Genomic DNA, 21,204 nt, shown 5'->3' with positions numbered 1-21,204 from the left:
CCTCCGACTGTGGCACCGGGCGATCTTTCGCCGGAGGGCCGAAGGTCCCGCACGGCCGGGCGAGCGACCCCGGTCTATCCGTGGCGAGGATCGGCCCAAGGGCTCGTCATGCCGGCGCGCCAGGTGCGGTAGCCGCCGTCGAGGTTGGCGGCTCGGCGACCCCGGCCGGTCAGCAGCGCGGTGGCGGTGTGGCCGCGTTGGCCGACCTCGCAGTAGACGATCACCTCGCCGTCGGGCACCTCGGGCAGGCGGTCGCCGAGTTCGTCGACAGGCAGGTTGATCGACCCCGGAATGTGCCCGGCGGCGTGCTCGGCCGCGGTGCGTACGTCGATCAGGGTGGCGCCGGCGCCGACGGCCGCATCGAGCTCGTGCCACTGGACCGTGCGCTGCCGGTCGGTGAGGAGGTTGTCGGCGATGTAGCCGAGCATGTTGACCGGGTCCTTGGCGGAGCCGAAGGCGGGCGCGTAGGCGAGTTCCAGGTCGGCGAGCTGGTCGGCGGTCAGGCCGGCGCGCATGGCGGTCGCGATGACGTCGATGCGTTTGTCGACGCCGTCGCCCCCGACGGCCTGGGCGCCCAGCATGCGGCCGTCGTGGGGGTCGAACAGCAGTTTCAGGGCCATGGTCCGGGCGCCGGGGTAGTAGCCGGCGTGCGAGGCGGGGTGGGTGTGAATCGCCTGGTAGGGGCGGCCCGCGGCGCGGAGTCGCTTCTCGCTCCAGCCGGTGACGGCCACGGTCAGGTCGAAGATCTGCACGATGGCGGTGCCGAGGCGTCCGTCCAGGCGTGCGGGCCGGCCGGCGATCGCGTCGGCGGCCAGCCGGCCCTGCCTGTTGGCGGTGTTGGCGAGCGGAATCAGGGCAGCTTCGCCGCTGAGGTGGTCGCTCTTCTCGACGGCGTCGCCGACGGCGTAGATGTGCGGGTCGCTGGTACGCATGGTCTCGTCGACGGCGATGCCGCCGCGCGGGCCGATGGTCAGTCCGGCGGCGCGGGCCAGGCCGGTCTCCGGGCGTACGCCGATCGCGAGCACCACCAGGTCGGCGTCGAGCAGGCGCCCGCCGTCGAGCTGCACGGCGTCGGGCAGCACCTTGGTCAAGGCTGTCCCCAGGTGCAGGGCCACGTCGTGGCGGCGCAGTTCGGCGTGCACGGCGGTGACCATTTCCGCGTCCAGCGGGGCGAGTACCTGCCGATCGAGTTCGACCAGGCTGACCCGCAGTCCTCGGCGGCGGAGGTTCTCGGCGGTCTCCAGACCGATGAAGCCGCCGCCGACGACCACGGCGGTGCGCGGCCGCCGGTCGGCGAGCAGGGCGGTGAACCGGTCGGCGTCGCTGACCGACCGCAGGGTCAACGCCCGCTCGACGCCGGGCAGGTCCGGCACGAACGGTGCCGCACCCGGGCTGAGAACGAGCCGGTCATAGCTCTCCTCGTACTCCCGGCCGCCGGCCTCCCGAAGCCGCACCAGCCGGCGGGCACGGTCGATCGCGGTCACCTCGGTACGCGTCCGCACGTCAAGGTCGAAGCGGGCGCGCAGGCTGTCCGGCGTCTGCAGCAGCAGCGCCTGACGGTCGGCGATCACCCCGCCGATGTGGTACGGCAGCCCGCAGTTGGCGTACGAGACGTGCTCGCCGCGTTCGCACACCACGATCTCGGCAGCCGGATCGAGGCGGCGCAGCCGCGTCGCCGCCGACATCCCGCCGGCCACGGCACCCACGATGACGGTCTTCATCCGGCCCTCACCTCCCGGCCGCCCCCGCGGCGGCCCCCGCTACAGGATACCCACGGGGGTATGCCCGAGAAGGGGCCACATGCCCTCCCTAGTGCAGGACTTTCGCGAAACCGTCGGTGGAGCGCCATTCGCGCAGCAGGTCGAAGAAGGCGATCGGTCCCCGCCCGTACTGCACGGCCGCCAGGGAGGATCTGACCGGGTGGCCCTCGTTGTTGTAGAAGCTCGGCGTGCAGTCGAGCTGGAAATCGTAGTTGTCGACGGCTGTCTCGGCGATGGTGGCCACCCAGGCGTCGGCGGCGTCGGCGGCCGGCTCCACGTAGCGGGCGGCGCGGGAGCGGGCCTCGGCCACGATGGCGCCGATGTGGCGCGCCTGCTCGTCGAGGACGTGCACGAAGTTGGACGCGGTCACGGCGTGCAGGAAGCTCATCAGGAACAGGTTGGGGAAGCCGGGGATCGTCATGCCGTGCAGGGTGCGCGGTCCGGCGGCCTTCCACGAGTCGAGCAGGGTGACGCCGTCGCGGCCGTGGATCAGCATCCGTCCGGACATGACGTCGGTGACGCCGGCCTCGTACCCGGTGGCGAAGATGATGCAGTCGATCTCATAACCGGCGACGGTGTGCGTACCGATCTCGGGCATGCCGCCGGAGTCGGCGGTGTCGACCAGGGTCACCGTGGGCCGGTTGAAGGCCTGTAGGTAGAGGTCGCTGAAGCAGGGCCGCTTGCAGATGTAGCGGTACCAGGGCTTGAGCTTCTCCGCGGTGGCGGGATCGGCGACGACGGTGTCGACCCGGGCGCGGATCCGGTTCATCTTGTGGGCGTCGACGAGCTCCTCCTGCTCGTCGCTCAGCACGGTGACGCCCGGCAGCACCCTGCGGTGCAGGGCCGAGTTGGCGGTCCAGCCGTCGCCGACCAGATCCTGCTCGACCGGGACCCCGGTGACGGACTTGAGGAAGTTCTCCATGCGGTCGCGCTGCCAGCCGGGGCGCAGCGAGGCGGCCCACGCCTCGTCGGTGGGGCGGTTGTCGCGGACGTCCACGGTGGAGGGTGTGCGCTGGAAGACGTACAGGTGACCGGCGGCCTCCGCGAGCGGCGGTACGACCTGGACGCCGGTGGCGCCGGTGCCGAACACGGCGACCCGCTTGCCGGCGAGCTTCTCGAGGTCGTCGCCGGTGTAGCCGTAGTCCCAGCGGCTGGTGTGGAAGGTGTGCCCGCGGAAGTTCTCGATGCCCGGGATGCCGGGCAGCTTCGGCTTGCTCAACGCGCCCAGCGTGACGACCACGTACTCGGCGCGCATCTCGTCGCCGCGGTCGGTACGCACGATCCACTCGGTGGCGTCCTCGTCCCAGCGCATCTCGGTGACCCGGGTCTGGAAGCAGGCGTCGCGGTAGAGGTCGAACGTCCGGCCGATCGCCATGGCGTGCTGCCGGATCTCCTCGCCGGGGGCGTAGCGCCACTTCGGGACGTAGCCGACCTCCTCCAGCAGCGGCAGGTACACATAGGACTCGATGTCGCAGTGCAGGCCGGGGTAGCGGTTCCAGTACCAGGTGCCGCCGAAGTCGCCGGCCTCCTCGATGGTGCGGATCCGGTCGATGCCGGCCCGGCGCAGGCGGGCCCCGGCCAGCAGCCCGCCGAAGCCGCCGCCGATGACGATCGCGTCGACCCGGTCGTGCAGGGTCTCCCGCTCGATGCGCGGGGTCCACGGGTCGTCGGCGTAGAAGCCGAACTCGCCGGCGGCGGCCCGGTACTGCGCGCTGCCGTCGGGCCGGATGCGCCGGTCCCGCTCGGTGCGGTACTTCGCGCGCAACAACTCCAGATCGATGCCGTCTGACATGACCTCTCCTTCTTGGACGTTGAGATCGATCGCCCGGTCGAGGCCGGGAGGCGCGTCCGGAGGGACGACGCCGGCGCCGACGGCCTCGCAGACGCGATCCGGGAGAGTGCCGGCTCGTCGGTGGCTCGACAGTAGACACACTTCAAGGATGAAATCAAGCTTGGGATGAGAGGCACAGAACATAGGGCGCGACGGCCGGGCGGCAACGATGATCGATGCATGAAAGCCGTCGTGTACCGCGAAAAAGGCGACCCGGTCGTCCTGAAGCTCGTCGACCGGGACGTGCCCGAGCCGGGGCCCGGGGAGGTCCGGGTCCGCATCCGCGCCTCCGGCATCAACCCGGCCGACCTGGTGATGCGTTCCAACCCCAGATGGCCGTTGCCGTTTCCGGAGCTGACCCCGCACTACGACGGTGCCGGCGAAATCGACGCGGTCGGTCCGGGGGTCGGCACGTTCGCGCGCGGCGACCGGGCGTGGTTGTTCGGGGCGGTGACGCCGAGGGCCGCCGGCACCGCTCAGGAGTTCACAGTCGTTCCGGCGTCCTCGGCGCGGCCGCTGCCGGACGACGCCTCGTTCGAGCTGGGCGCGTCACTGGGCATCCCCGCACTGTCCGCGCACCGGGCCCTCACGGTCGCCGAGGACGGTCCACGGCGCCTGGCTCCCGGGGCGCTGGAGGGCTGGACGGTGCTGGTGGCCGGTGGGGCGGGAGCGGTCGGGCACGCCGCGGTCCAGCTCGCCCGCTGGGCCGGCGCCACCGTGATCGCCACGGTCAGCGGGCCGGAGAAGGCGGCGCTGGCCACCGCGGCCGGCGCCCATCACGTGGTCAACTACCGGGAGGGCGACCCGGCGACCGAGATCCGTACGGCGGCCGGCGGCGGCGTGGACCTCATCGTCGAGGTCTCCGTGAGCGAGAACATCGAGCTCGACCTGGCGGTGCTCGAGATCGGCGGCACGATCGCCGTCTACGCGGGCACCGGCCGCGAGCTGCACCTGGACGTCACCCGCAACATCGCGCTCGACGTCCGGTACCAGTTCTTCTACCTCTTCCGGGACGCCGAGCGGCTGGCCGCCGCGGCCGACGACGTCACCGCGGCGGTACGCGACGGCGCGATGGGCGTGGGCGAGGAGCACGGGTTGCCGCTGCTGCGCTTCCCGCTGGCCGAGACCGCGGCGGCGCACCTCGCCGCGGAGAACGGCGTGGTCGGCAAAGTGCTCCTCGACCTGACATGACCTCCCGTGGCGGGCGCGGCGGCCCGCGCTCGCCACGGGTCAGGGCCGGGGCGCCGGGGCGCGCGTGCCGAAGTGGCAGACGGAGAGGATCGGCCAGGTGAGCTCGGCCATCTCCGACGGGGTGTGCGCGCAGCCGCGCTGCAGCCAGTCGGTGGCCACCCCGACGAGCGCGCCCGCGATGAACGCGGCGGGCACGTGGAGCGGGTCGCCGGGCGCGGCCGTGCCGCCACCGGTCGCCCTCGTCAACGCGGCGGCCGACATGCGGCGCCGGATGTGGTCGATGACGCGGGCACTTCCCTGCGGTCCCAGCAGACTGCGGTACAGGCTCGCATGCTCGGCGAGGGCGGCGAAGAACGTCCGCAGCGACCCGATCGGGTCTCCCGTCCCGTGGTCGCCGCCGAGGGCGGTCATCACGTCGACCAACTCGTCGATCATCCCCGTGCAGGCGGCCTCGGCCAGCTCGTGCACGTCCCGGTAGTGGTCGTAGAAGGTCGACCGGCTCACGCCCGCCTGGCCGGCGACGTCGGCGACGCTGATCTGCGACAGCTCGCGATCCTCGGCCAGCCGGATCAGCGCACCTTGGAGGGCCGCGTGGGTACGCCGCACCCGGCGATCACCCACGGCAGGGCCGCCTTCCGTTCTCGACACGTGAGCCAGCCTACATTGCCTACACTTGTCGGTTAACCTACAGTCGTAGGGAAACGTCGACTGGAGGAACCATGACCACCCTCGGATTCATCGGCGCCGGCATGATCGGCACCACCGTGGCCCGCCTGGCCGTCACCGCCGGCCTGGACGTCGTCCTGAGCAACTCCCGCGGCCCGGACTCCCTCGCCGACCTGGTCGCCGAACTCGGCGACCACGCGCGCGCCGCCACCCCCGCCGACGCCGCGCGGGCCGGCGACCTGGTGGTGGCCACCATCCCGCTCCACGCCTACCGCCGGCTCCCCGCGGCGGAGCTGGCCGGAAAGACGGTGATCGACACGATGAACTACTACCCGCAGCGCGACGGCCGCATGGCCGAACTGGACTCGAACCGGTTCACCTCGAGCCAGCTGGTGCAGCAGCACCTCGCCGGCTCCCGCGTCGTCAAGGCGTTTAACAACATCACCTCCATCAGCCTCGCCAACCGCGCACGTCCCGCCGGCGACCCGGACCGCAGCGGCCTGCCCGTCGCCGGCGACGACCCCGCCGCCAAGGCACAGGTGACGGCGCTGCTCGACACCCTGGGCTACGACGCCGTGGACATCGGCACCCTCGCCGACAGCTGGCGCAGCGAACCCGCCACCCCGGTCTACGTCCAGCCCTACTTCGCCGGAAAGGCACCCGACGGCCTCTCCCGGGAGGAGGGCTACCACTGGCACGTCACCAACCCCGGCGCACCGGTTCCGGCCGACCGGATCAGGACACTCGTCGACGCCGCCGTACGCGGCACCGCCGGCGGATACATGCCCGGGCTGGGCTCCGAGTGAGCGGCGGGGAACTGCCCGGGAAAACGGGGTGCCGTGGTGCGTGACTTCACCGGCCGGACCGTCATCGTCACCGGCGCGGGGTCGGGCATCGGCCGCGCCACCGCCGTTCTCCTGGCCACCGAGGGGGCGGAGCTGACCCTGGTCGACGTCGACGAGCAGGGCCTGGCCGGCACCGGCGACGAGCTCGAGAAGGCCTCCCCCGGATCCCGCGCCCTGCTCGTCACGGCCGACGTCTCCCGGGAGGAGGAGGTCGCCGGCTACGTCCGGGCGACGATGGAGACGTTCGGGCGCATCGACGGGGTCGTCAACAACGCCGGCATCGAGGGCAAGCACGGCCTCACCGAGGACTACGGCACCGAGGAGCTCGACCGCGTGATCGGCGTCAACCTCGTCGGGGTCCACCTGGGAATGCGGCACACGCTCAAGATCATGCGCGAGCAGCGTCGGGGCGCGATCGTCAACATGGCATCCCTCGCCGGCATCCGGGGAGTGGCGCAGCGCGCGGGCTACGTGGCGGCCAAGCACGGCGTCATCGGGCTCACCCGCAGCGCCGCACTCGAGTACGGCCGGTTCGGCATCCGGGTCAACGCGATCGCACCCGGCGGCGTCCTCACCCCCCTGGTCGAGCGGGCGATGCGCGAGGCCGGCGGGGACAACTGGCGCGAGCTCGCCGACGCCGCCGGCACGCCCATGGGACGGCTCGGTGCCCCGGAGGACATCGCCGCACCCGTCGCCTTCCTGCTCTCCCCCGAGGCGGCCTTCATCAACGGCACGGTCCTGACCATCGACGGTGGGCAGTCCACCGCGGCGTTCTGACCGGCGACGGTGGGCGGACATCCGGCGTCACACGGCAAATCGGTGGTGGACGCGGGGCAGCACCGTTAGCGTCCGCGCACATGGAGATACGCGCGGAACGACCCGGAGACCATGCGGCCGTGCTGGAGCTTCACCGGACGGCGTTCGGGGACGAGGGTGCGGTGGTGGCCGCCCTGGTCGACGGTCTGCGCCGGGACGATCCGGACGCCCTGTCGCTAGTGGCGGTGATCGACGGCGCGGTGGCGGGCAACGTCATGTTCACCCGCAGCCTCCTCGACGCGCCGTCGCGGCTGGTCGAGGTGAAGGTGCTGAGTCCGCTCGCGGTGCTTCCGGCGTACCGGAGAAAGGGTGTGGGGGGTGCATTGATCGCCGCGGGGCTGGAGGTGCTGGACGGGCGCGGGGTCCCCCTCGTCTTCCTCGAGGGGGACCCGGCGTACTACTCGCGCCTCGGATTCACGCCGGGCGGCGAGCGCGGGTTCCGTAAGCCGTCGCTGCGGATCCCCGACGCTGCCTTCCAGGTGATGCCGCTGCGTGGCTACGAGCCGTGGATGAGCGGGACCCTGGTGTATTCCGCCACCTTCTGGGAGTACGACTGCGTCGGTCTGAGGGACGGCGCGGCGCCCGGAACCGGCATGCCGGACAATCGACCGGCATGAGGGATCATGACATCGTCGTCTACGGCGCCACCGGCTTCGTCGGAGTTCTCGTCGCCGAATACCTGGCCGCCCACGCCCCGGCCGGCACCCGGATCGCCCTTGCCGGGCGGTCCGCCGACCGGCTCGCCGCCGTGCGGGACCGCCTCGGGGTCGACTGGCCGGTCATCGTGGCCGACGCGCACGACACCGACCGGCTGGCGGCGATGGCCGCCTCCACCCGGGTCGTGGCGACCACCGCCGGACCGTACGCGAAGTACGGCCGTACCCTCGCTCATGCCTGCGCGGCCGCGGGCACCGACTACGCCGACCTGACCGGTGAAGTGCTCTTCGCCAGGCGCAGCATCGACGAGAACGACGAGCTCGCGCGGTCGACCGGCGCCCGGATCGTGCACTCCTGCGGCTTCGACTCCATCCCGTCCGATCTCGGCGTGCACGTTCTGCACCGGCGGGTGGCCGCGGACGGGGCCGGTGAGCTGACCGACACGACGCTGGTCGTGACCAGGCTGCGCGGCGGGTTCAGCGGCGGCACGATCGACTCCCTGCGGCACCAGCTCGACGCCGTCCGCAAGGACCGGGACCTGCGGCGGATCGCGGCGAGCCCGTACTCGCTGAGCCCCGACCGGAGCGCCGAGCCGGACCTCGGACGGCAGGAGGACCTGGTCACGCTGCGCGGTCCCGAGGTCGATCCCGCGCTGCGGGGCAACCTCGCGCCGTTCGTCATGGCCCCCTACAACACGCGGGTCGTGCGGCGCAGCAACGCGTTGCGGCAGTTCGCGTACGGGCGGAGCTTCCGGTACCGCGAGGCCACGAGCGTCGGCACCTCGCCGCTCTCCCCCGTGATCGCGGCCGGCACCAAGACCGGTCTGGTGGCGCTGGCCGCCGGCCTGTCGATGCCGCCCACCCGATTCGTGCTCGACCGGCTGCTGCCCAAGCCCGGCGAGGGCCCGGACGAAGAGACCCGGCGCACCGGCCACTTCACGATGGACATCTTCACCAGAACCACGACGGGCGCACGCTACACGGCGCGCTTCCGGGCCAAGGGCGATCCCGGGTACGCCGCCACCGCGCTGATGTTCGGCGAGGCGGCCCTGGCGCTCGCCGTCGACCGCGACTCGCTGCCGCCGTCCGGCGGTGGAGTGCTGACACCCGCCACCGCGCTCGGCGACGTCCTGGTCGACCGGCTCCGCGCCGCCGGCGTCGAGATCACCTCCCGGATTCTGTCGGACCCCTCCGGTAAGAAGTAGGCATCACGAGGGAGAGGTGCCACATGTCCACGATGCACGAGGTCGCGCCGGTCGTCGACGCGGCGCACGCCGAGCCGTACGCCGGCCGCGAGGAATACGCGGACGCCATCCGGCAGATCCGCTCCGCCGCTGAGGCGTACTACGCCGGCGCCGGCCTCGTGATGGACGACGCCACCTACGACGCGTTGCTGGCCCGGGTCGCGGCCACCGAGCACGACCAGCCGGCGTGGGCCGCGGACGATTCGCCCACCACCACCGTCGCGGCCGGCATCGCGGGCGGGGACGTCCCGCACAGCACGCCCATGCTCAGCCTCGACAACGTGTTCGACGCCGACGAGCTGACGGCGTGGGCGGGCCGGCTGGAGCGGCTGCTCGGACGGCCGGCCAACGGCTACACGGTCGAGCCGAAGATCGACGGGATGGCCGTCGCCGCGCGCTACACCGACGGGCGGCTCACCCAGGTGGCGACCCGCGGCGACGGGCGGGCCGGTGAGGACGTCACGGTGAACGCGCGGCTGGTCGCCGGGCTGCCCGCCGAGCTGCACCGGCCGGTCACCGTGGAGGTCCGGGGCGAGGTGTTCATGACCGACGCCGACTTCGCCCGCGCCAACGAGTTGCGGACCGGGCACGGCGGCACGGCGTTCGCCAATCCCCGCAGCGCCGCCGCCGGCACGCTCCGGGCCCAGGACCGGGCGTACGACGCGCCGCTGTCCTTCTTCGCCTACGCGGTGCACGATCTGCCCGGCGGCGAGGGACTCTTCCACTCCGCCGCCATGGACGCGATCGCCGGCCTCGGGGTCGCCACCACCGCCGGATCACCGGCCGGGATGCCCCGGTGCGCGACGATCGGCGAGGTGGTGGCCGCGATCGACGCGCTGGGCTCCGCGCGCGGGACGCTCGGGTTCGACATCGACGGTGCCGTGGTCAAGGCCGACGACCCCGCCGACCGGGACCGGGCGGGCTTCTCCAGCCGCGCGCCGCGGTGGGCCATCGCCCACAAGTTCCCCGCCGACACCCGCACCAGCACCCTGATCGGCATCGAGGTGCAGGTCGGGCGCACCGGGTTGATCACCCCGGTGGCGGTGCTGGAGCCGGTCCAAGTCGGCGGCGTCGTCGTCACCTCCGCCACCCTGCACAACTTCGACGACCTGGTGCGCCGGGACGTCCGGGTGGGCGACACGGTGTTCGTGCGGCGGGCCGGTGACGTCATTCCCGAGATCACCGGCGCCCTGCTCGACGCGCGTCCGGCCGGCGCCGTGCCCTTCTCACCCCCGGAGGCGTGCCCGCGCTGCGGCGGCGAGATCGACCGCTCGCAGAAGCGGTGGCGCTGCGTGCGGGGACGGGCCTGCGGCGCGGAGGAGTCGCTGTCCTACTTCGCCGCGCGGGACTCGATGGACATCGAGGGCCTCGGCGACAAGGTCATCGCGGGCCTGGTCCGGTCCGGGATGGTCACCGACCCCGCCGACCTGTACGACCTCGACGCCGAGGCGCTCGCCCGGCTCGAACGGCTCGGTCGCACCTCGGCCACCAAGCTCGTCGCCACCATCCAGGCGTCGAGGTCGCAGCCGCTGTCGCGGGTCCTGACCGGCCTCGGCGTACGAATGACGGGACGGTCGATGTCGCGCCGCCTGGCCCGTCACTTCGGCACCATGTCCGCGCTGCGGGCGGCCGGCGTGGAAGACCTCCAGCAGGTCGACGGCGTGGGGCCGGAACGCGCCGCCACGATCGCCGCGGAGCTGGCCGACCTCGCCCCGGTCATCGACAAGCTCATCGCCCGCGGCCTCGCCATGTCCGAGCCCGAGCTCACCCCCCGGCCCGCACCCGGCCCGGCCGCCGGCGCCCCGCGTCTGCCGTTGCAGCGCGAGGACGGCAGCCCCATGACCGTGGTGGTCACCGGCTCGGTTCCCGGCCTGACCCGCAACGAGGGCAACGAGGCCGTCGAACGCCTCGGCGGCAGATCATCGGGCTCGGTCTCCACCCGCACCGACCTGGTGGTGGTCGGCGACGGGGCCGGCAGCAAGGCCGCGAAGGCGGAAGAGCTCGGCGTACGCATCATGCCCGCCGACGAGTTCGCCCGGCTCCTCGCCGGCACCTCCCCTGCCGCAGACGTCAATGGGTGAGCGCGACCATGCCGGCCAGCCCATGATCCGGATCGTCATGGGGGCGTTGGTTCGCGAGGGCCGGGTCCTGCTCGTGCACCGGAGTCCGCACCGCCACGTCTATCCGGACATGTGGGGCCTGGGCGGCGGGCACATGGAGCCGGGTGAGACCGAACTGGACGCCCTCGCCCGGGAGCTGGACGAGGAGATCGGCGTGCAGATCGAGCCAGGATCGGCGATCCACCTGTGCCGGCTGCAGAAGGGCCTCGGCGAGGAGGCCGTGCACTTCAGCGCCTGGATCGTCGAGCAGTGGGAGGGAACACCGACGAACGCCGCCCCCGAGGAGCACGACGAGATCCGCTGGTTCCGGCCCGACGACCTGCCTCCGCTCACCCACGAACCCGTACGGACAGCGGTGATAGCAGCGATGCGGGGGTAGCCCGGCCGCTCGAAGGGATCGATCCTCGCGCTCGGAGCCACTGCGCCGGCGACGCCGTTAGGCTCGGGTGATGTCTCGGATTCTGTCGCAGCGCGATCTCGAGTTCCTTCTGTACGAGTGGCTCGACGTGGAGGCGCTCACGAAGCGGCCCCGGTTCGGCGAGCACTCGCGCGAGACCTTCGACGCGTTCCTGGAGGTGTCGGCGCGGATCGCCGAGCGTGAGTTCGCCACCCACAACCGGGCGGGTGACCTGCGGGAGCCGACGTTCGACGGCGGCAGGGCGACCGTCATCCCCGAGGTGAAGGCGGCCCTGAAGGCGTTCAGTGACACCGGGCTGCTGGCCGGCGCGTTCGACGAGGAGGCGGGCGGGCTCCAGCTGCCGCACGTCGTGCTCCGGGCGTGCTTCGCGTGGTTCCAGGCCGCGAACATCGCCACCTCCGCGTACCCCATGCTCACCATGGCCAACGCCGGCCTGCTGCTGACGTACGCGAAGGAGGAGCACGTCAGGGCGTTCGTCCGGCCCATGCTCGAGGGGCGGTTCATGGGCACCATGTGCCTGTCCGAGCCGCAGGCCGGGTCGTCGCTCGCCGACGTGACCACCCGCGCGGTCCCGGCCGGCGACGGCGTGTACCGGCTGCACGGCAGCAAGATGTGGATCTCCGCCGGCGATCACGAGCTGAGCGAGACCATCGTGCACCTGGTGCTCGCGCGGGTCGCCGGGGCGCCGGCCGGGGTCAAGGGGCTGTCCCTGTTCATCGTGCCCAAGCACCTGCTCGACGCCGGTGGTGTGCTGGCGGAACGCAACGACGTCGTGCTGGCGGGGCTCAATCACAAGATGGGCTTCCGGGGCACCACCAACGCGGTGCTGGCGTTCGGCGACGGGACGTACACGCCGCTGGGGGCGCCGGGCGCGGTCGGCTATCTGGTGGGCGAGGAGGGGCGCGGCCTCGCCTACATGTTCCAGATGATGAACGAGGCGCGGATCGGGGTCGGCGCGGGCGCCGTGGCGCTGGGGTACACCGGCTACCTGCACGCGCTCGCGTACGCGAGGGAACGCCGGCAGGGCCGCCCGGCGGAGGCGAAGGACCCGTCGGCGCCGCCGGTGCCGATCATCCGGCACCCCGACGTGCGCCGCATGCTCCTGGCGTCCAAGACCTACGTCGAGGGAGGTCTCGCCCTCATCCTGTACGCCGCCAAGCTCCTCGACGACGACTCCCCGGACGCCCCCGTGCTGCTCGACGTGCTGACGCCCATCGTCAAGGCGTGGCCGTCGCAGTGGTGCCTGCGGGCCAACGACCACGCCATCCAGGTCCACGGCGGGTACGGCTACACCCGCGAGTACCCGGTCGAGCAGTTCTACCGCGACAACCGCCTCAACCCGATCCACGAGGGCACCGACGGCATCCAGGCGCTGGACCTGCTCGGCCGCAAGGTCACGATGAACGGCGGCGCGGGCCTCGCCCTCCTGCTCCGCACGATCGGCGCGACCATCGCCAGGACGCCGCCGCCGCTGGCCGCCATGGCGCGGACGCTGGAGGCGGCCTGCGCGCGCCTCGCCGACGTGACCCGCACCCTGTGGGCGTCCGGCGACCCGAGGACGGCCCTGGCCAACGCGACAGCCTACCTCCACACCGCCGGCCACATCGTCATCGCCTGGCTGTGGCTCGAGCAGGCGATCACGGCCGGGACGAAGGAGGGCGCCTTCTACGACGGCAAGCGGCTGGCGGCGAGGTACTTCTTCGAGCACGAGCTCCCCCGCACGGGACGGTGGCTCGACCTGCTCGCGAGCGGCGACACGTTGCTCGCGGACCTGAACGACGAGGTGCTCTAGGTACGCGGCCGGCCGGGATTCAGAGCAGGGCTTCCAGGGCGGTGAGGTAGTCGCGCACCGGGCCGAGCGACAGGACGCCGCCGGCCGCTCCGGCCAGTTCGGCCGCCGCGGGGAGCAGGTCCGCGTGGAGCCGGGCCGCGATGTCGCGGTCGCCGAGTTCGGCCGCGGCGGCCGCGGCGAGGCAGAGGCGGGCCTCCCGCAGCAGGTCGTGCGGGGAGTCGGGGAGGTTCGCGAGGGCCTCCGCCGCCTCGTCGCGGCGGCCACGGGCCAGCAACAGGCCGGGACGGGCCCACGGCTCGTACGGGCCGAGGCCTTCAGCCGGGCCGGGAGAATCGAGGGAGAGCAGGGCCAATCCCAGCAGGCCGTCGCTCACACCCGGCATGCCGGCCGCGGAGAGGCGGTCGCAGGCCGTCCGGTACGTCGCCTCCGCCGTCCCGCGGGCGGATTCCTCGTCGCGTGCCGGACCCGCCGCCAGCCGGAAGGCGGCGTACAGCTGGGTGAAGATGCCCACCACCGGCAGGTCGTAGCGCTCCGCGAGCCGGTCGGCCGCCTCCGCGCACGTGTCGGCGGTCCGGAAGTCGCCCGTCGCGCACGCCGACTGGAGGAGGATCAGGTGGCCCAGGACCTCGTACGTCACCAGGTCGTTGCCGGCGGCCAGGGCCACGAGTTCGGCGCCGATCGCGGCTCGTTCCGCGGACATGCCGCAGCGGTGCACGGCGTGCATGTAGCGGGCGTTCAGGGCCAGGGCCAGCAGGGCCGGGTCCCGCGACCGGCGGGCTGTCCGTTCGGCCTCTTCCGCCGCGCGGCGGCCACGGTCGTCGGTGCTGCCCCGCGATTCCAGGGCGAGGGTCGTCAGCAGGCGGACCCGGAGGTCCGGCGGCGCGGCCGGCAACAGATCTTCGGCCAGCGCCACGATCCGGTCCGACAGGGCCTGGTCGTCGTTGCGGGGCCAGACCGCCGGTACGTCGAAGGCGGTCAGGACCGTCGCCGCCAGTTCCGGGTCGTCGAGCCCGGTGATCGCGGTGACCGCCTCGGCGCGCAGGGCCCGGGTCCCGGCCAGGTGGCCGGTCACGGCGAGGGCCCGGCCCAGGCCCATCATCGCCGTGAGGCGCCCGCGCAGGTCGCCGGCGCCCGTACGGTCGAGCGCCGCCCGCCACCAGCGGGCCGCCTCGTGCGGGTTGCTCCGCCGTTCCGCCTGCTCCGCGGCCCGGGCGGCATAGTGGGCGGCCCGGGCCGCCGTGCCCGGGCCCGACGCCAGCGCATAGTGGTGGGCCAGGGCGACCGGGTCCGCCGGGCGCAGGCGTTCGATCGTCTCCGCCGCCGTGGCGTGCCAGCGGGATCGCCGTACGGTGGACAGGTCGTCGTAGAGGGTGTCGCGCACGAGCACGTGGGTGAACCGCAGGTCCCGGCCGGTCTCGGTCAGGAAGCCGGCCCGCAGGGCGGCGTCCAGCGCGTCGATCGCCCGGTCACCGACGATGGCGAGAAGGACCTCCGGGTCGATGTCGCGGCCCAGGACGGCGGCCCGGCGCAGGACCGTGCGCGCGGACTCGGGGAGCCGGTCGAGGCGGTGGCGGATGACGTCGCGGACGCCCGCGGGGATGTCGTCGAGGTCGGCTCCGGCCGCGGCGAGCCGGGCGAGTTCGCGGACGAAGAACGGGTTGCCGCCGCTGCGCCGGTGCAGGGCGCGGACGGCCCCGGGGTCGGCCGGGTGGCCGGTCACGGACGCGATCAGCTCGGCGGTGGACGCTTCGGCGAGGCCGCCGAGGTGGACGCGTACGGGCTCGGCGCGGGCGACACGGGCGAGCGCCGCGGTCAGCCGGGGACCGAGTTCGCCGGTCCGGTAGGTGCCCACCACGAGGACGGCACCGCGCGGCGGGCCGGCGCCGGCGGCCAGATGGGTCAGCAGGTCCAGGGCGTCGGCGTCGAAGCGGTGCAGGTCGTCGGCGACCAGGACGACGGGCGCCCAGGCGGCGAACCGGGCGGCGAGGTCACGGTGCCGCAGAAAGCGCGCGACCGCCGGGTCGGCGGCTTCCGGCGTCGTGGGCAGGTTCCACAGGGCGGGGGCATCCTCGTAGTCGGGGGCGCGTACCGCATCGGTGTTCCAGCCCCGGGCGGCCAGCCGGCCGGTCAGGGCCTCGGCGAGGGCGGACTTGCCGGCGCCGGCCTCCCCCGCGATCAGGGCGAGCACCGGCCGCTCCCGCTCCTGCGCGGCACGCGCGGCGCCGAGAAGTCTCGACAGTTCCTCGTCGCGGCCGAACAAGGAGACCTCAGGGCCGGGGACGGGGACGGGGGCGGGCGGGACGCCGGCGGTGAGGTGCGGGGCCTGGGCGAGAATGTCCTGCTCGAGGCGGCGCAGCCGCGGTCCGGGGTCGACGCCCAACTCCCCCGCCAGCAGCTCCCGGGCCCGCCGGAGGGCCGCGAGCGCCTCGCCCTGGCGGCCCGTGCGGTAGAGGGCCGTGGCGAGCAGGTGCCAGGCGTCCTCGCGGAACGGCGCCTCGCCGGTGTGCGCCTGAAGGCCCGGCACCGCCTCCTCCGCTCGCCCGAGGGCCAGCAGCGCCGCGGCCCGGCGTTCGACGGCGAGGAGGCGGAGTTCGTCGAGCCGGTCGATCTCGGCGCGGGCCCACGGTGCCGTGGCGCAGTCCGAGTACGCCGGGCCGTGCCACAGCGCCAGGGCCTCGTCGAGCAGGGGCACGGTCTGCGCGGAAGCGGCGCCGGAGGCCACGGCCGCCTCGAAGCGCCACGCGTCCACCGCGCCGGGAGCCGGGCGCAGCGCGTATCCCTGGCCGGCGGTCACCAGCAGGGACGCCGGCGCGCGGGGTGGCCGGTCGGGTTCGAGGGCGCGGCGCAGGTCCGCGACGAACGTGCGCAGGGCGGCCACCGCACCGTCCGGCGGCCGCTCCCAGAGATCGTCCACGAGCCGGGTGACCGGCACGACCCGCCCGCGCGCGATGAGCAGCCGGGCCAGCACCGAGCGCTGCCGGGCTCCCCTGAGCGCGACCGGGCCCCGGCCGGTGCTGGCACCGACGGGCCCGAGCACCTGGAAGGCCGTGCGGGTCATGGTCACCCATCGTAGGTCGGGCCGGCCGCCGGCGGGCGCCGGCACCGGGCACCCGGGCCGCTCATCCGGCGCTCATCGGACGCTGATCGGGGCGGGGCAGGCTCCGGGGCATGAGCCATGTCATTCCCGGATTCGCATACCAGGACGTTCCCGTCGCCGAGGGGGTCTCCCTGCGCACGGCGGTCGGCGGCAGCGGCGATCCCGTCGTGCTCCTGCACGGGTTCCCGCAGACCCACCTGATGTGGCGGCACGTCGCCGCCGATCTCGCCGCCGACCACACCGTCATCTGTCCCGATCTGCGGGGCTACGGCGACAGCGGCAAACCCGAGGACCGCGACGGTACGGCGTACGCGAAACGCACGATGGCCGCCGACGTGGTGGAGCTGGCCCGCGTGCTGGGCCACGACCGGTTCGTCCTCGCCGGGCACGACCGCGGCGCCCTGGTGGCCTTCCGCGCCGGGCTCGACCATCCGGGGGCGGTCACCCGGCTGGCCCTGCTGGACATCGTGCCGACCCTCGACATGTGGGAGGTGCTGCACGGGGTCGACGCCGCGGTGGCCTTCCACCTCTATCTGATGGCGCAGCCGCCGGGGCTGCCCGAGGCGATGATCGGGGCCGCCGCCGACCCGTTCTTCGGGCACTTCATCGACGCGTGGGTGCGGGAGCCGTCGGCCATCCCGCCCGCGGTGCGCGACGAGTACCTCCGGGCGTCCCGGGGCGCGGTGCCGTCGATCGTCGCCGACTACCGCGCCTCGGCCCGCATCGACCTCGAGCACGACACCGCCGACCGGGCGGCCGGCCGTACGCTCGCCATGCCGGTGTCCGTCCTCCAGCAGGACTGGGGTGCGACGCTCGGCTACGACGCGGCGGCGGTCTGGCGCGCGTGGGCGCCGGACCTGCACCACGCCACCGTCACGTGCGGCCACTTCATGGCGGAGGAGGCGCCCACCGAGGTGGTCAAGGCGCTCCGGGCGCTGATGGCTCGCTGACCGCGGCGGCGCCCCGCAGGATCGCGTCGACGAGCGCCTCGGCGTACCCCTCGATCGGGACCCTGGGGTTCCAGTGGAGCATGTTCTGCGCCACCGTCGGCCCGCTGATCATCAGCAGGGTGAGCTCGATGTCGAGGTCGGCGCGGAGCTCGCCGGTCTCGATGCCGCGGCGCAGGACCTGGCGCATGACCTCGCGCCGGGGTTCGATGGCCGCCTGGTAGACCGCGTGCATCTCGGGGCTGCGCACCATCTCCGGCATCAGGCACGCCGTGACCTTGCCGTAGCGCTCCATGCGGCGGTTGCGGCCGTGGCTGACCAGCATGATCAGGTCGTCGCGGACGGACTCGCCGGCCGGGACGGGCAGCGGCCCCTTCATGCGGGCCACCGCGTCGATGAGCAGCGCTTCCTTGTTGGCCCAGCGGCGGTAGATCGTCGCCTTGCCGACGCCCGCCTTCGCGGCCACCGCCTCGATGGAGAGGGAGTCCGCGCTCTGCCCCTCGCCGAGCAGCGTCGTCACCGCGTCCAGGATGGCCTCCGCGGCCCGGGCATCGCGGGGCCGGCCAGGAGCCTTGCGGCCCTGGTCGGCCCCGGAGTCAACGCTGACGGTCGTCATGCGTTCCATTGTTACCGAGCCTTCACTTTCCGGCCACGGCGGGCATCACGCCTCGACCAGTTCCACGCCCTGTTCCTCGGCGAGGCCCTCCGCGGAGGTCGGTGCCGGTGCCTGCTCGGGCCGCTTGCCGGGCAGCCAGATGACGGCCACGACGGCGCCGAGCAGCGCGAACACCGTGGTGCCGATGGAGGCGTAGTGCATGGCGGTGAGGTAGGCGTCGTTCGCGCTCTGGATCAGCGCCGGTCCCGCGGGCCCCGCCTGGGCCGCCACCCCGTACGCACCGGAGATGGACTCGCTCGCCGCGTCGCGCGCGGCGGCCGGCAGCGCGGACGTGGCGCCGGCCATGTCGTCGCGGTACGCGGAGGAGAGCACGGCGCCGAGGGCGGCCACGCCGAGCGCCCCGCCGATCTGGCGGATGGTGTTGCTGACGGCCGACCCGACACCGGCCTTCTCCCGGGGCAGCGCGGCCATGATCGACTCGGTGGCCGGCGGCATGACGTTGGCCATGCCCACGCCCATGATCCCGAAGAGGGCGCCGACGACCCAGATGGGCGTGGTGGCGCCGACGGCGATCCACCCGGCCAGGCCGGCCGCGACCAGCAGCAGGCCGGCGGTGCTGACCGCTTTCGGGCCGAAGCGCTTGACCATCGCGGCGCTGCGGGGCGCGAACACCATCTGGCCGACGGCGAACGGGACGAACAGCGCGCCGGATTCGAGCGGGCCGTAGCCGCGGACCAGTTGCAGGTAGAAGGCGCTGAAGAACATCGAGCCCATCGCCGCGAAGAAGACCAGGCCGATCATGCCGGTCGAGGCGGAGAACTGGCGGTTGGCGAAGAGGCGTACGTCCAGCGACGGGAACGGGATGCGGCGCTCGTACGCGATGAAGAGGGCGAGCACGACGACCGCCCCGGCCAGCGCGCCCCACGCCTCCGGACGCCCGAAGCCGTTCTCGCCGCCCTCGATGACGCCGTACGTCAGCAGGGTGAGGCCGACGATGGAGAGCAGCACGCCGAGCACGTCGATGCGACCCGGACGCGGGTCGCGCGACTCCGGCACCAGGACGGTGACCAGGACGACGCCCACGATGACGACGGGCACGTTGATGAGGAAGACCGAGCCCCACCAGAAGTGCTCGAGCAGCAGCCCGCCGACGATCGGGCCGATGGCGACGGCGAGGCCGACGGCGCCCGCCCAGATGCCGATCGCCCGGCCGCGCTCGTGCGGTTCGAAGACGTTGGCGATGATCGACAGGGTCGCGGGCATGACCGCCGCGGCGCCCAGGCCCATGAGGGCGCGGGCCCAGATGAGCTGGTCGGCCGAGCCCGCGTACGCGGACAGCAGCGAGGCCAGGCCGAAGAGCGCGAGCCCGACGGTGAGGGTGATCCGCCGGCCGAGCCGGTCGGCGAGGATGCCGGCGGTGAAGAGCAGGCCGGCGAAGACCAGGGTGTACGAGTTGATGGCCCATTCGAGCTGGCCCTGGCTGGCGCCCAGGCCGGCCTCCGGGTCGGCGATGGTGCGCAGCGCGACGTTCAGGACGGTGTTGTCCAGCACGACGACGAGCAGGCTGATGACGAGCACGCTGAGAATGGCCCAGCGCCGGGGGTGTCCCGTGTGCGGTACGTCCATGAGTGGCGCTCTCCCGTGAGGTGACCATTACGATACGGAACGGTCCCGTATCCCTGGCCGACAGTAGGCCGGTCCGCCGCGATACGGAACGGTCTCGTATCGTATTGTGTCCCTCGTCACGCCCGGCGGATCTTCGAGTTCTCCCATCCGGCCGCGTCACGCTGGCCGCATGAACGACACGACGCGGCTCGCCGGGCCGGCGAGCCGCAGAGACGAGGCAACGCGGCCCGCCGGTCCGGCCCGCCGCCGGAACGGGAGAACGCGGCTCGCCGGGCCCGCGGCCGTGCTGAGCGTGGTGGCCGTCGTGGCGCTGTGGCTGGCGAACGGCGGGATCGGCCCCGGCGAGCCGCTGACCTCCGCGGGCCGGGTGACCGGACTGGTCGCGTCCGACCTGCTGCTCTTGCAGGTGCTGCTGATGGCCCGGATCCCGTGGGTCGAGCGCGCCTACGGGCAGGACCTGCTCGCCCGGCGGCACCGGGTCATCGGGTTCCTGTCGTTCTGGCTGATGCTCGCGCACGTCGTGCTGATCACGGCCGGTTACGCGCGGACGGCACCGGCGAGCGTGCCCGGAGAGGCCTGGAGCCTCGTGGTCACGTACCCGGGAATGCTCCTCGCGGCGGCGGGCACGCTGCTGCTGATCCTGGTGGTGGTGCTCTCGGTCCGCGCCGCGCGGCGGCGGCAGCGCTACGAGACCTGGCATCTGCTGCATCTGTACGCGTACCTCGGCGTCGGCCTCGCCCTGCCGCACCAGCTGTGGACCGGCGCGGACTTCACCGCCTCGCCCCTCGCCCGCCTCTACTGGTGGGGGCTGTACGGCGCGACCCTGGCGGCGGTGCTCGCCTTCCGGGTGGCACTGCCGCTGGGGCGCTCGGCGTACCACCGGCTGCGGGTCGACGCCGTGGTGCCCGAGGCGCCCGGCGTGGTCTCGGTCTACCTGCGGGGACACCGGCTCGACCGGCTGCCCGTCCGCGCGGGGCAGTTCTTCCTGTGGCGGTTCCTCGACGGGCCGGGGTGGTCGCGGGCACACCCGTACACGCTGTCCGCCGCGCCCCGCGACAACCTGCTGCGGATCACCGTCAAGGACCTCGGCGACGGCAGCCACCGGGTCGGCCGGCTGCTGCCGGGCACCCGCGTGCTGGTCGAGGGGCCGTACGGCACGCTCACCGCCGAGCGGTCGAGCGGCCGGCCGCCGCTGCTGATCGCCGCGGGCGTGGGCATCACCACGATGCGCGCGCTGCTCGACGACCTCGGCCCGGCCGGGACCGGCGCCACGCTGCTCTACCGGGTGCGTACGCGGGCCGAGGGCGTCTTCCGCCTCGAGCTCGACGACCTGGCCCGCCGCCACGGTGTCCGGATCGTCCACCTCGAGGGCAGCCGGCCCCGCCACGGGAGCTGGCTGCCGGCCGGGTGGAGCGCCGGCGACGACGCGGCGGCGCTGCGCCGGCTCGTCCCCGACGTCGCCGGGCGGGAGGCGTACCTGTGCGGGCCGCCGCCGTGGATGGCCGCCGTCCGCGCCTGCCTGCGCGACGCGGGCGTACCCGATGATCTGATCCACTCCGAGGAGTTCGCATGGTGAGGC

At 73.4% G+C, this 21,204-nt stretch carries 16 protein-coding genes; 10 read left to right on the top strand and 6 right to left on the bottom strand.

Going from position 1 to position 21,204, the window contains the following annotated elements:
• Positions 1-74 precede the first annotated feature (74 nt).
• Together CLV70_RS06940 and CLV70_RS06935 are read right to left on the bottom strand one after the other, a co-directional pair.
• A complete protein-coding gene (locus CLV70_RS06940) occupies positions 75-1,721 on the bottom strand; it encodes an FAD-dependent oxidoreductase (RefSeq protein ID WP_106125501.1) in 1,647 nt (548 codons plus the stop codon).
• An 88-nt stretch (positions 1,722-1,809) separates the two neighbouring features.
• Positions 1,810-3,552 carry a flavin-containing monooxygenase gene (locus CLV70_RS06935; RefSeq protein ID WP_106125500.1) on the bottom strand — a complete coding sequence of 581 codons (1,743 nt, stop codon included), beginning with the start codon at positions 3,550-3,552 and terminating at the stop codon, positions 1,810-1,812.
• A 219-nt stretch (positions 3,553-3,771) separates the two neighbouring features.
• Between CLV70_RS06935 and CLV70_RS06930 the strand changes: the two genes are divergently transcribed.
• Entirely contained in the window at positions 3,772-4,782 is a 1,011-nt protein-coding gene (locus tag CLV70_RS06930) for an NADPH:quinone reductase (protein ID WP_106125499.1), read from the top strand.
• A gap of 39 nt (positions 4,783-4,821) precedes the next feature.
• Here CLV70_RS06930 and CLV70_RS06925 read toward each other — a convergent pair whose 3' ends face one another.
• Positions 4,822-5,430, bottom strand: a complete 609-nt coding sequence (locus tag CLV70_RS06925; protein ID WP_106125498.1) for a TetR/AcrR family transcriptional regulator — start codon at positions 5,428-5,430, stop codon at positions 4,822-4,824.
• A 71-nt stretch (positions 5,431-5,501) separates the two neighbouring features.
• Here CLV70_RS06925 and CLV70_RS06920 point away from each other — a divergent pair, with 71 nt between their 5' ends.
• The 7 genes from CLV70_RS06920 (at position 5,502) to CLV70_RS06890 (ending at position 13,339) form a co-directional block, all read left to right on the top strand.
• Entirely contained in the window at positions 5,502-6,254 is a 753-nt protein-coding gene (locus tag CLV70_RS06920) for an NADPH-dependent F420 reductase (protein WP_106125497.1), read from the top strand.
• Between the two features lie 36 nt (positions 6,255-6,290).
• Positions 6,291-7,070, top strand: a complete 780-nt coding sequence (locus CLV70_RS06915; RefSeq protein ID WP_106125640.1) for a glucose 1-dehydrogenase — start codon at positions 6,291-6,293, stop codon at positions 7,068-7,070.
• An 80-nt stretch (positions 7,071-7,150) separates the two neighbouring features.
• Complete coding sequence (locus tag CLV70_RS06910; RefSeq protein ID WP_106125496.1) at positions 7,151-7,726, top strand: GNAT family N-acetyltransferase; 576 nt, start codon at positions 7,151-7,153, stop codon at positions 7,724-7,726.
• Entirely contained in the window at positions 7,723-8,970 is a 1,248-nt protein-coding gene (locus CLV70_RS06905; RefSeq protein ID WP_106125495.1) for a saccharopine dehydrogenase family protein, read from the top strand. Before CLV70_RS06910 ends, CLV70_RS06905 begins: the two co-directional genes overlap by 4 nt.
• A gap of 23 nt (positions 8,971-8,993) precedes the next feature.
• A complete protein-coding gene (gene ligA / locus CLV70_RS06900) occupies positions 8,994-11,090 on the top strand; it encodes an NAD-dependent DNA ligase LigA (RefSeq protein WP_106125494.1) in 2,097 nt (698 codons plus the stop codon).
• Positions 11,091-11,127: 37 nt separating this feature from the next.
• On the top strand, positions 11,128-11,508 hold the full coding sequence (locus CLV70_RS06895) for an NUDIX domain-containing protein (RefSeq protein ID WP_106125639.1): 381 nt from the start codon (positions 11,128-11,130) through the stop codon (positions 11,506-11,508).
• Positions 11,509-11,578: 70 nt separating this feature from the next.
• Positions 11,579-13,339, top strand: a complete 1,761-nt coding sequence (locus tag CLV70_RS06890) for an acyl-CoA dehydrogenase (protein ID WP_211303658.1) — start codon at positions 11,579-11,581, stop codon at positions 13,337-13,339.
• A gap of 19 nt (positions 13,340-13,358) precedes the next feature.
• Here CLV70_RS06890 and CLV70_RS06885 read toward each other — a convergent pair whose 3' ends face one another.
• Positions 13,359-16,397, bottom strand: a complete 3,039-nt coding sequence (locus CLV70_RS06885; RefSeq protein ID WP_106125492.1) for an ATP-binding protein — start codon at positions 16,395-16,397, stop codon at positions 13,359-13,361.
• 110 nt (positions 16,398-16,507) lie between these two features.
• Between CLV70_RS06885 and CLV70_RS06880 the strand changes: the two genes are divergently transcribed.
• A complete protein-coding gene (locus tag CLV70_RS06880; RefSeq protein ID WP_106125491.1) occupies positions 16,508-17,386 on the top strand; it encodes an alpha/beta fold hydrolase in 879 nt (292 codons plus the stop codon).
• On the opposite strand, the gene CLV70_RS06875 is transcribed toward CLV70_RS06880, so the two are convergent.
• Both CLV70_RS06875 and CLV70_RS06870 read right to left on the bottom strand, forming a co-directional pair.
• A complete protein-coding gene (locus CLV70_RS06875; RefSeq protein ID WP_245908071.1) occupies positions 17,355-17,999 on the bottom strand; it encodes a TetR/AcrR family transcriptional regulator in 645 nt (214 codons plus the stop codon). The genes CLV70_RS06880 and CLV70_RS06875 overlap by 32 nt on opposite strands.
• A gap of 45 nt (positions 18,000-18,044) precedes the next feature.
• Positions 18,045-19,625 (bottom strand): MFS transporter, encoded by a 1,581-nt coding sequence (locus tag CLV70_RS06870; protein WP_106125489.1) that lies wholly within the window; start codon positions 19,623-19,625, stop codon positions 18,045-18,047.
• A gap of 169 nt (positions 19,626-19,794) precedes the next feature.
• On the opposite strand from CLV70_RS06870, the gene CLV70_RS06865 reads away from it, so the two are divergent.
• On the top strand, positions 19,795-21,201 hold the full coding sequence (locus CLV70_RS06865) for a ferredoxin reductase family protein (protein ID WP_106125488.1): 1,407 nt from the start codon (positions 19,795-19,797) through the stop codon (positions 21,199-21,201).
• Positions 21,202-21,204 lie beyond the last annotated feature (3 nt).

Source organism: Pseudosporangium ferrugineum (genome assembly GCF_003002065.1).
In the GTDB taxonomy this organism is placed as follows: domain Bacteria; phylum Actinomycetota; class Actinomycetes; order Mycobacteriales; family Micromonosporaceae; genus Actinoplanes; species Actinoplanes ferrugineus_A.
This window is presented reverse-complemented; position numbering and strand designations above follow the sequence as displayed.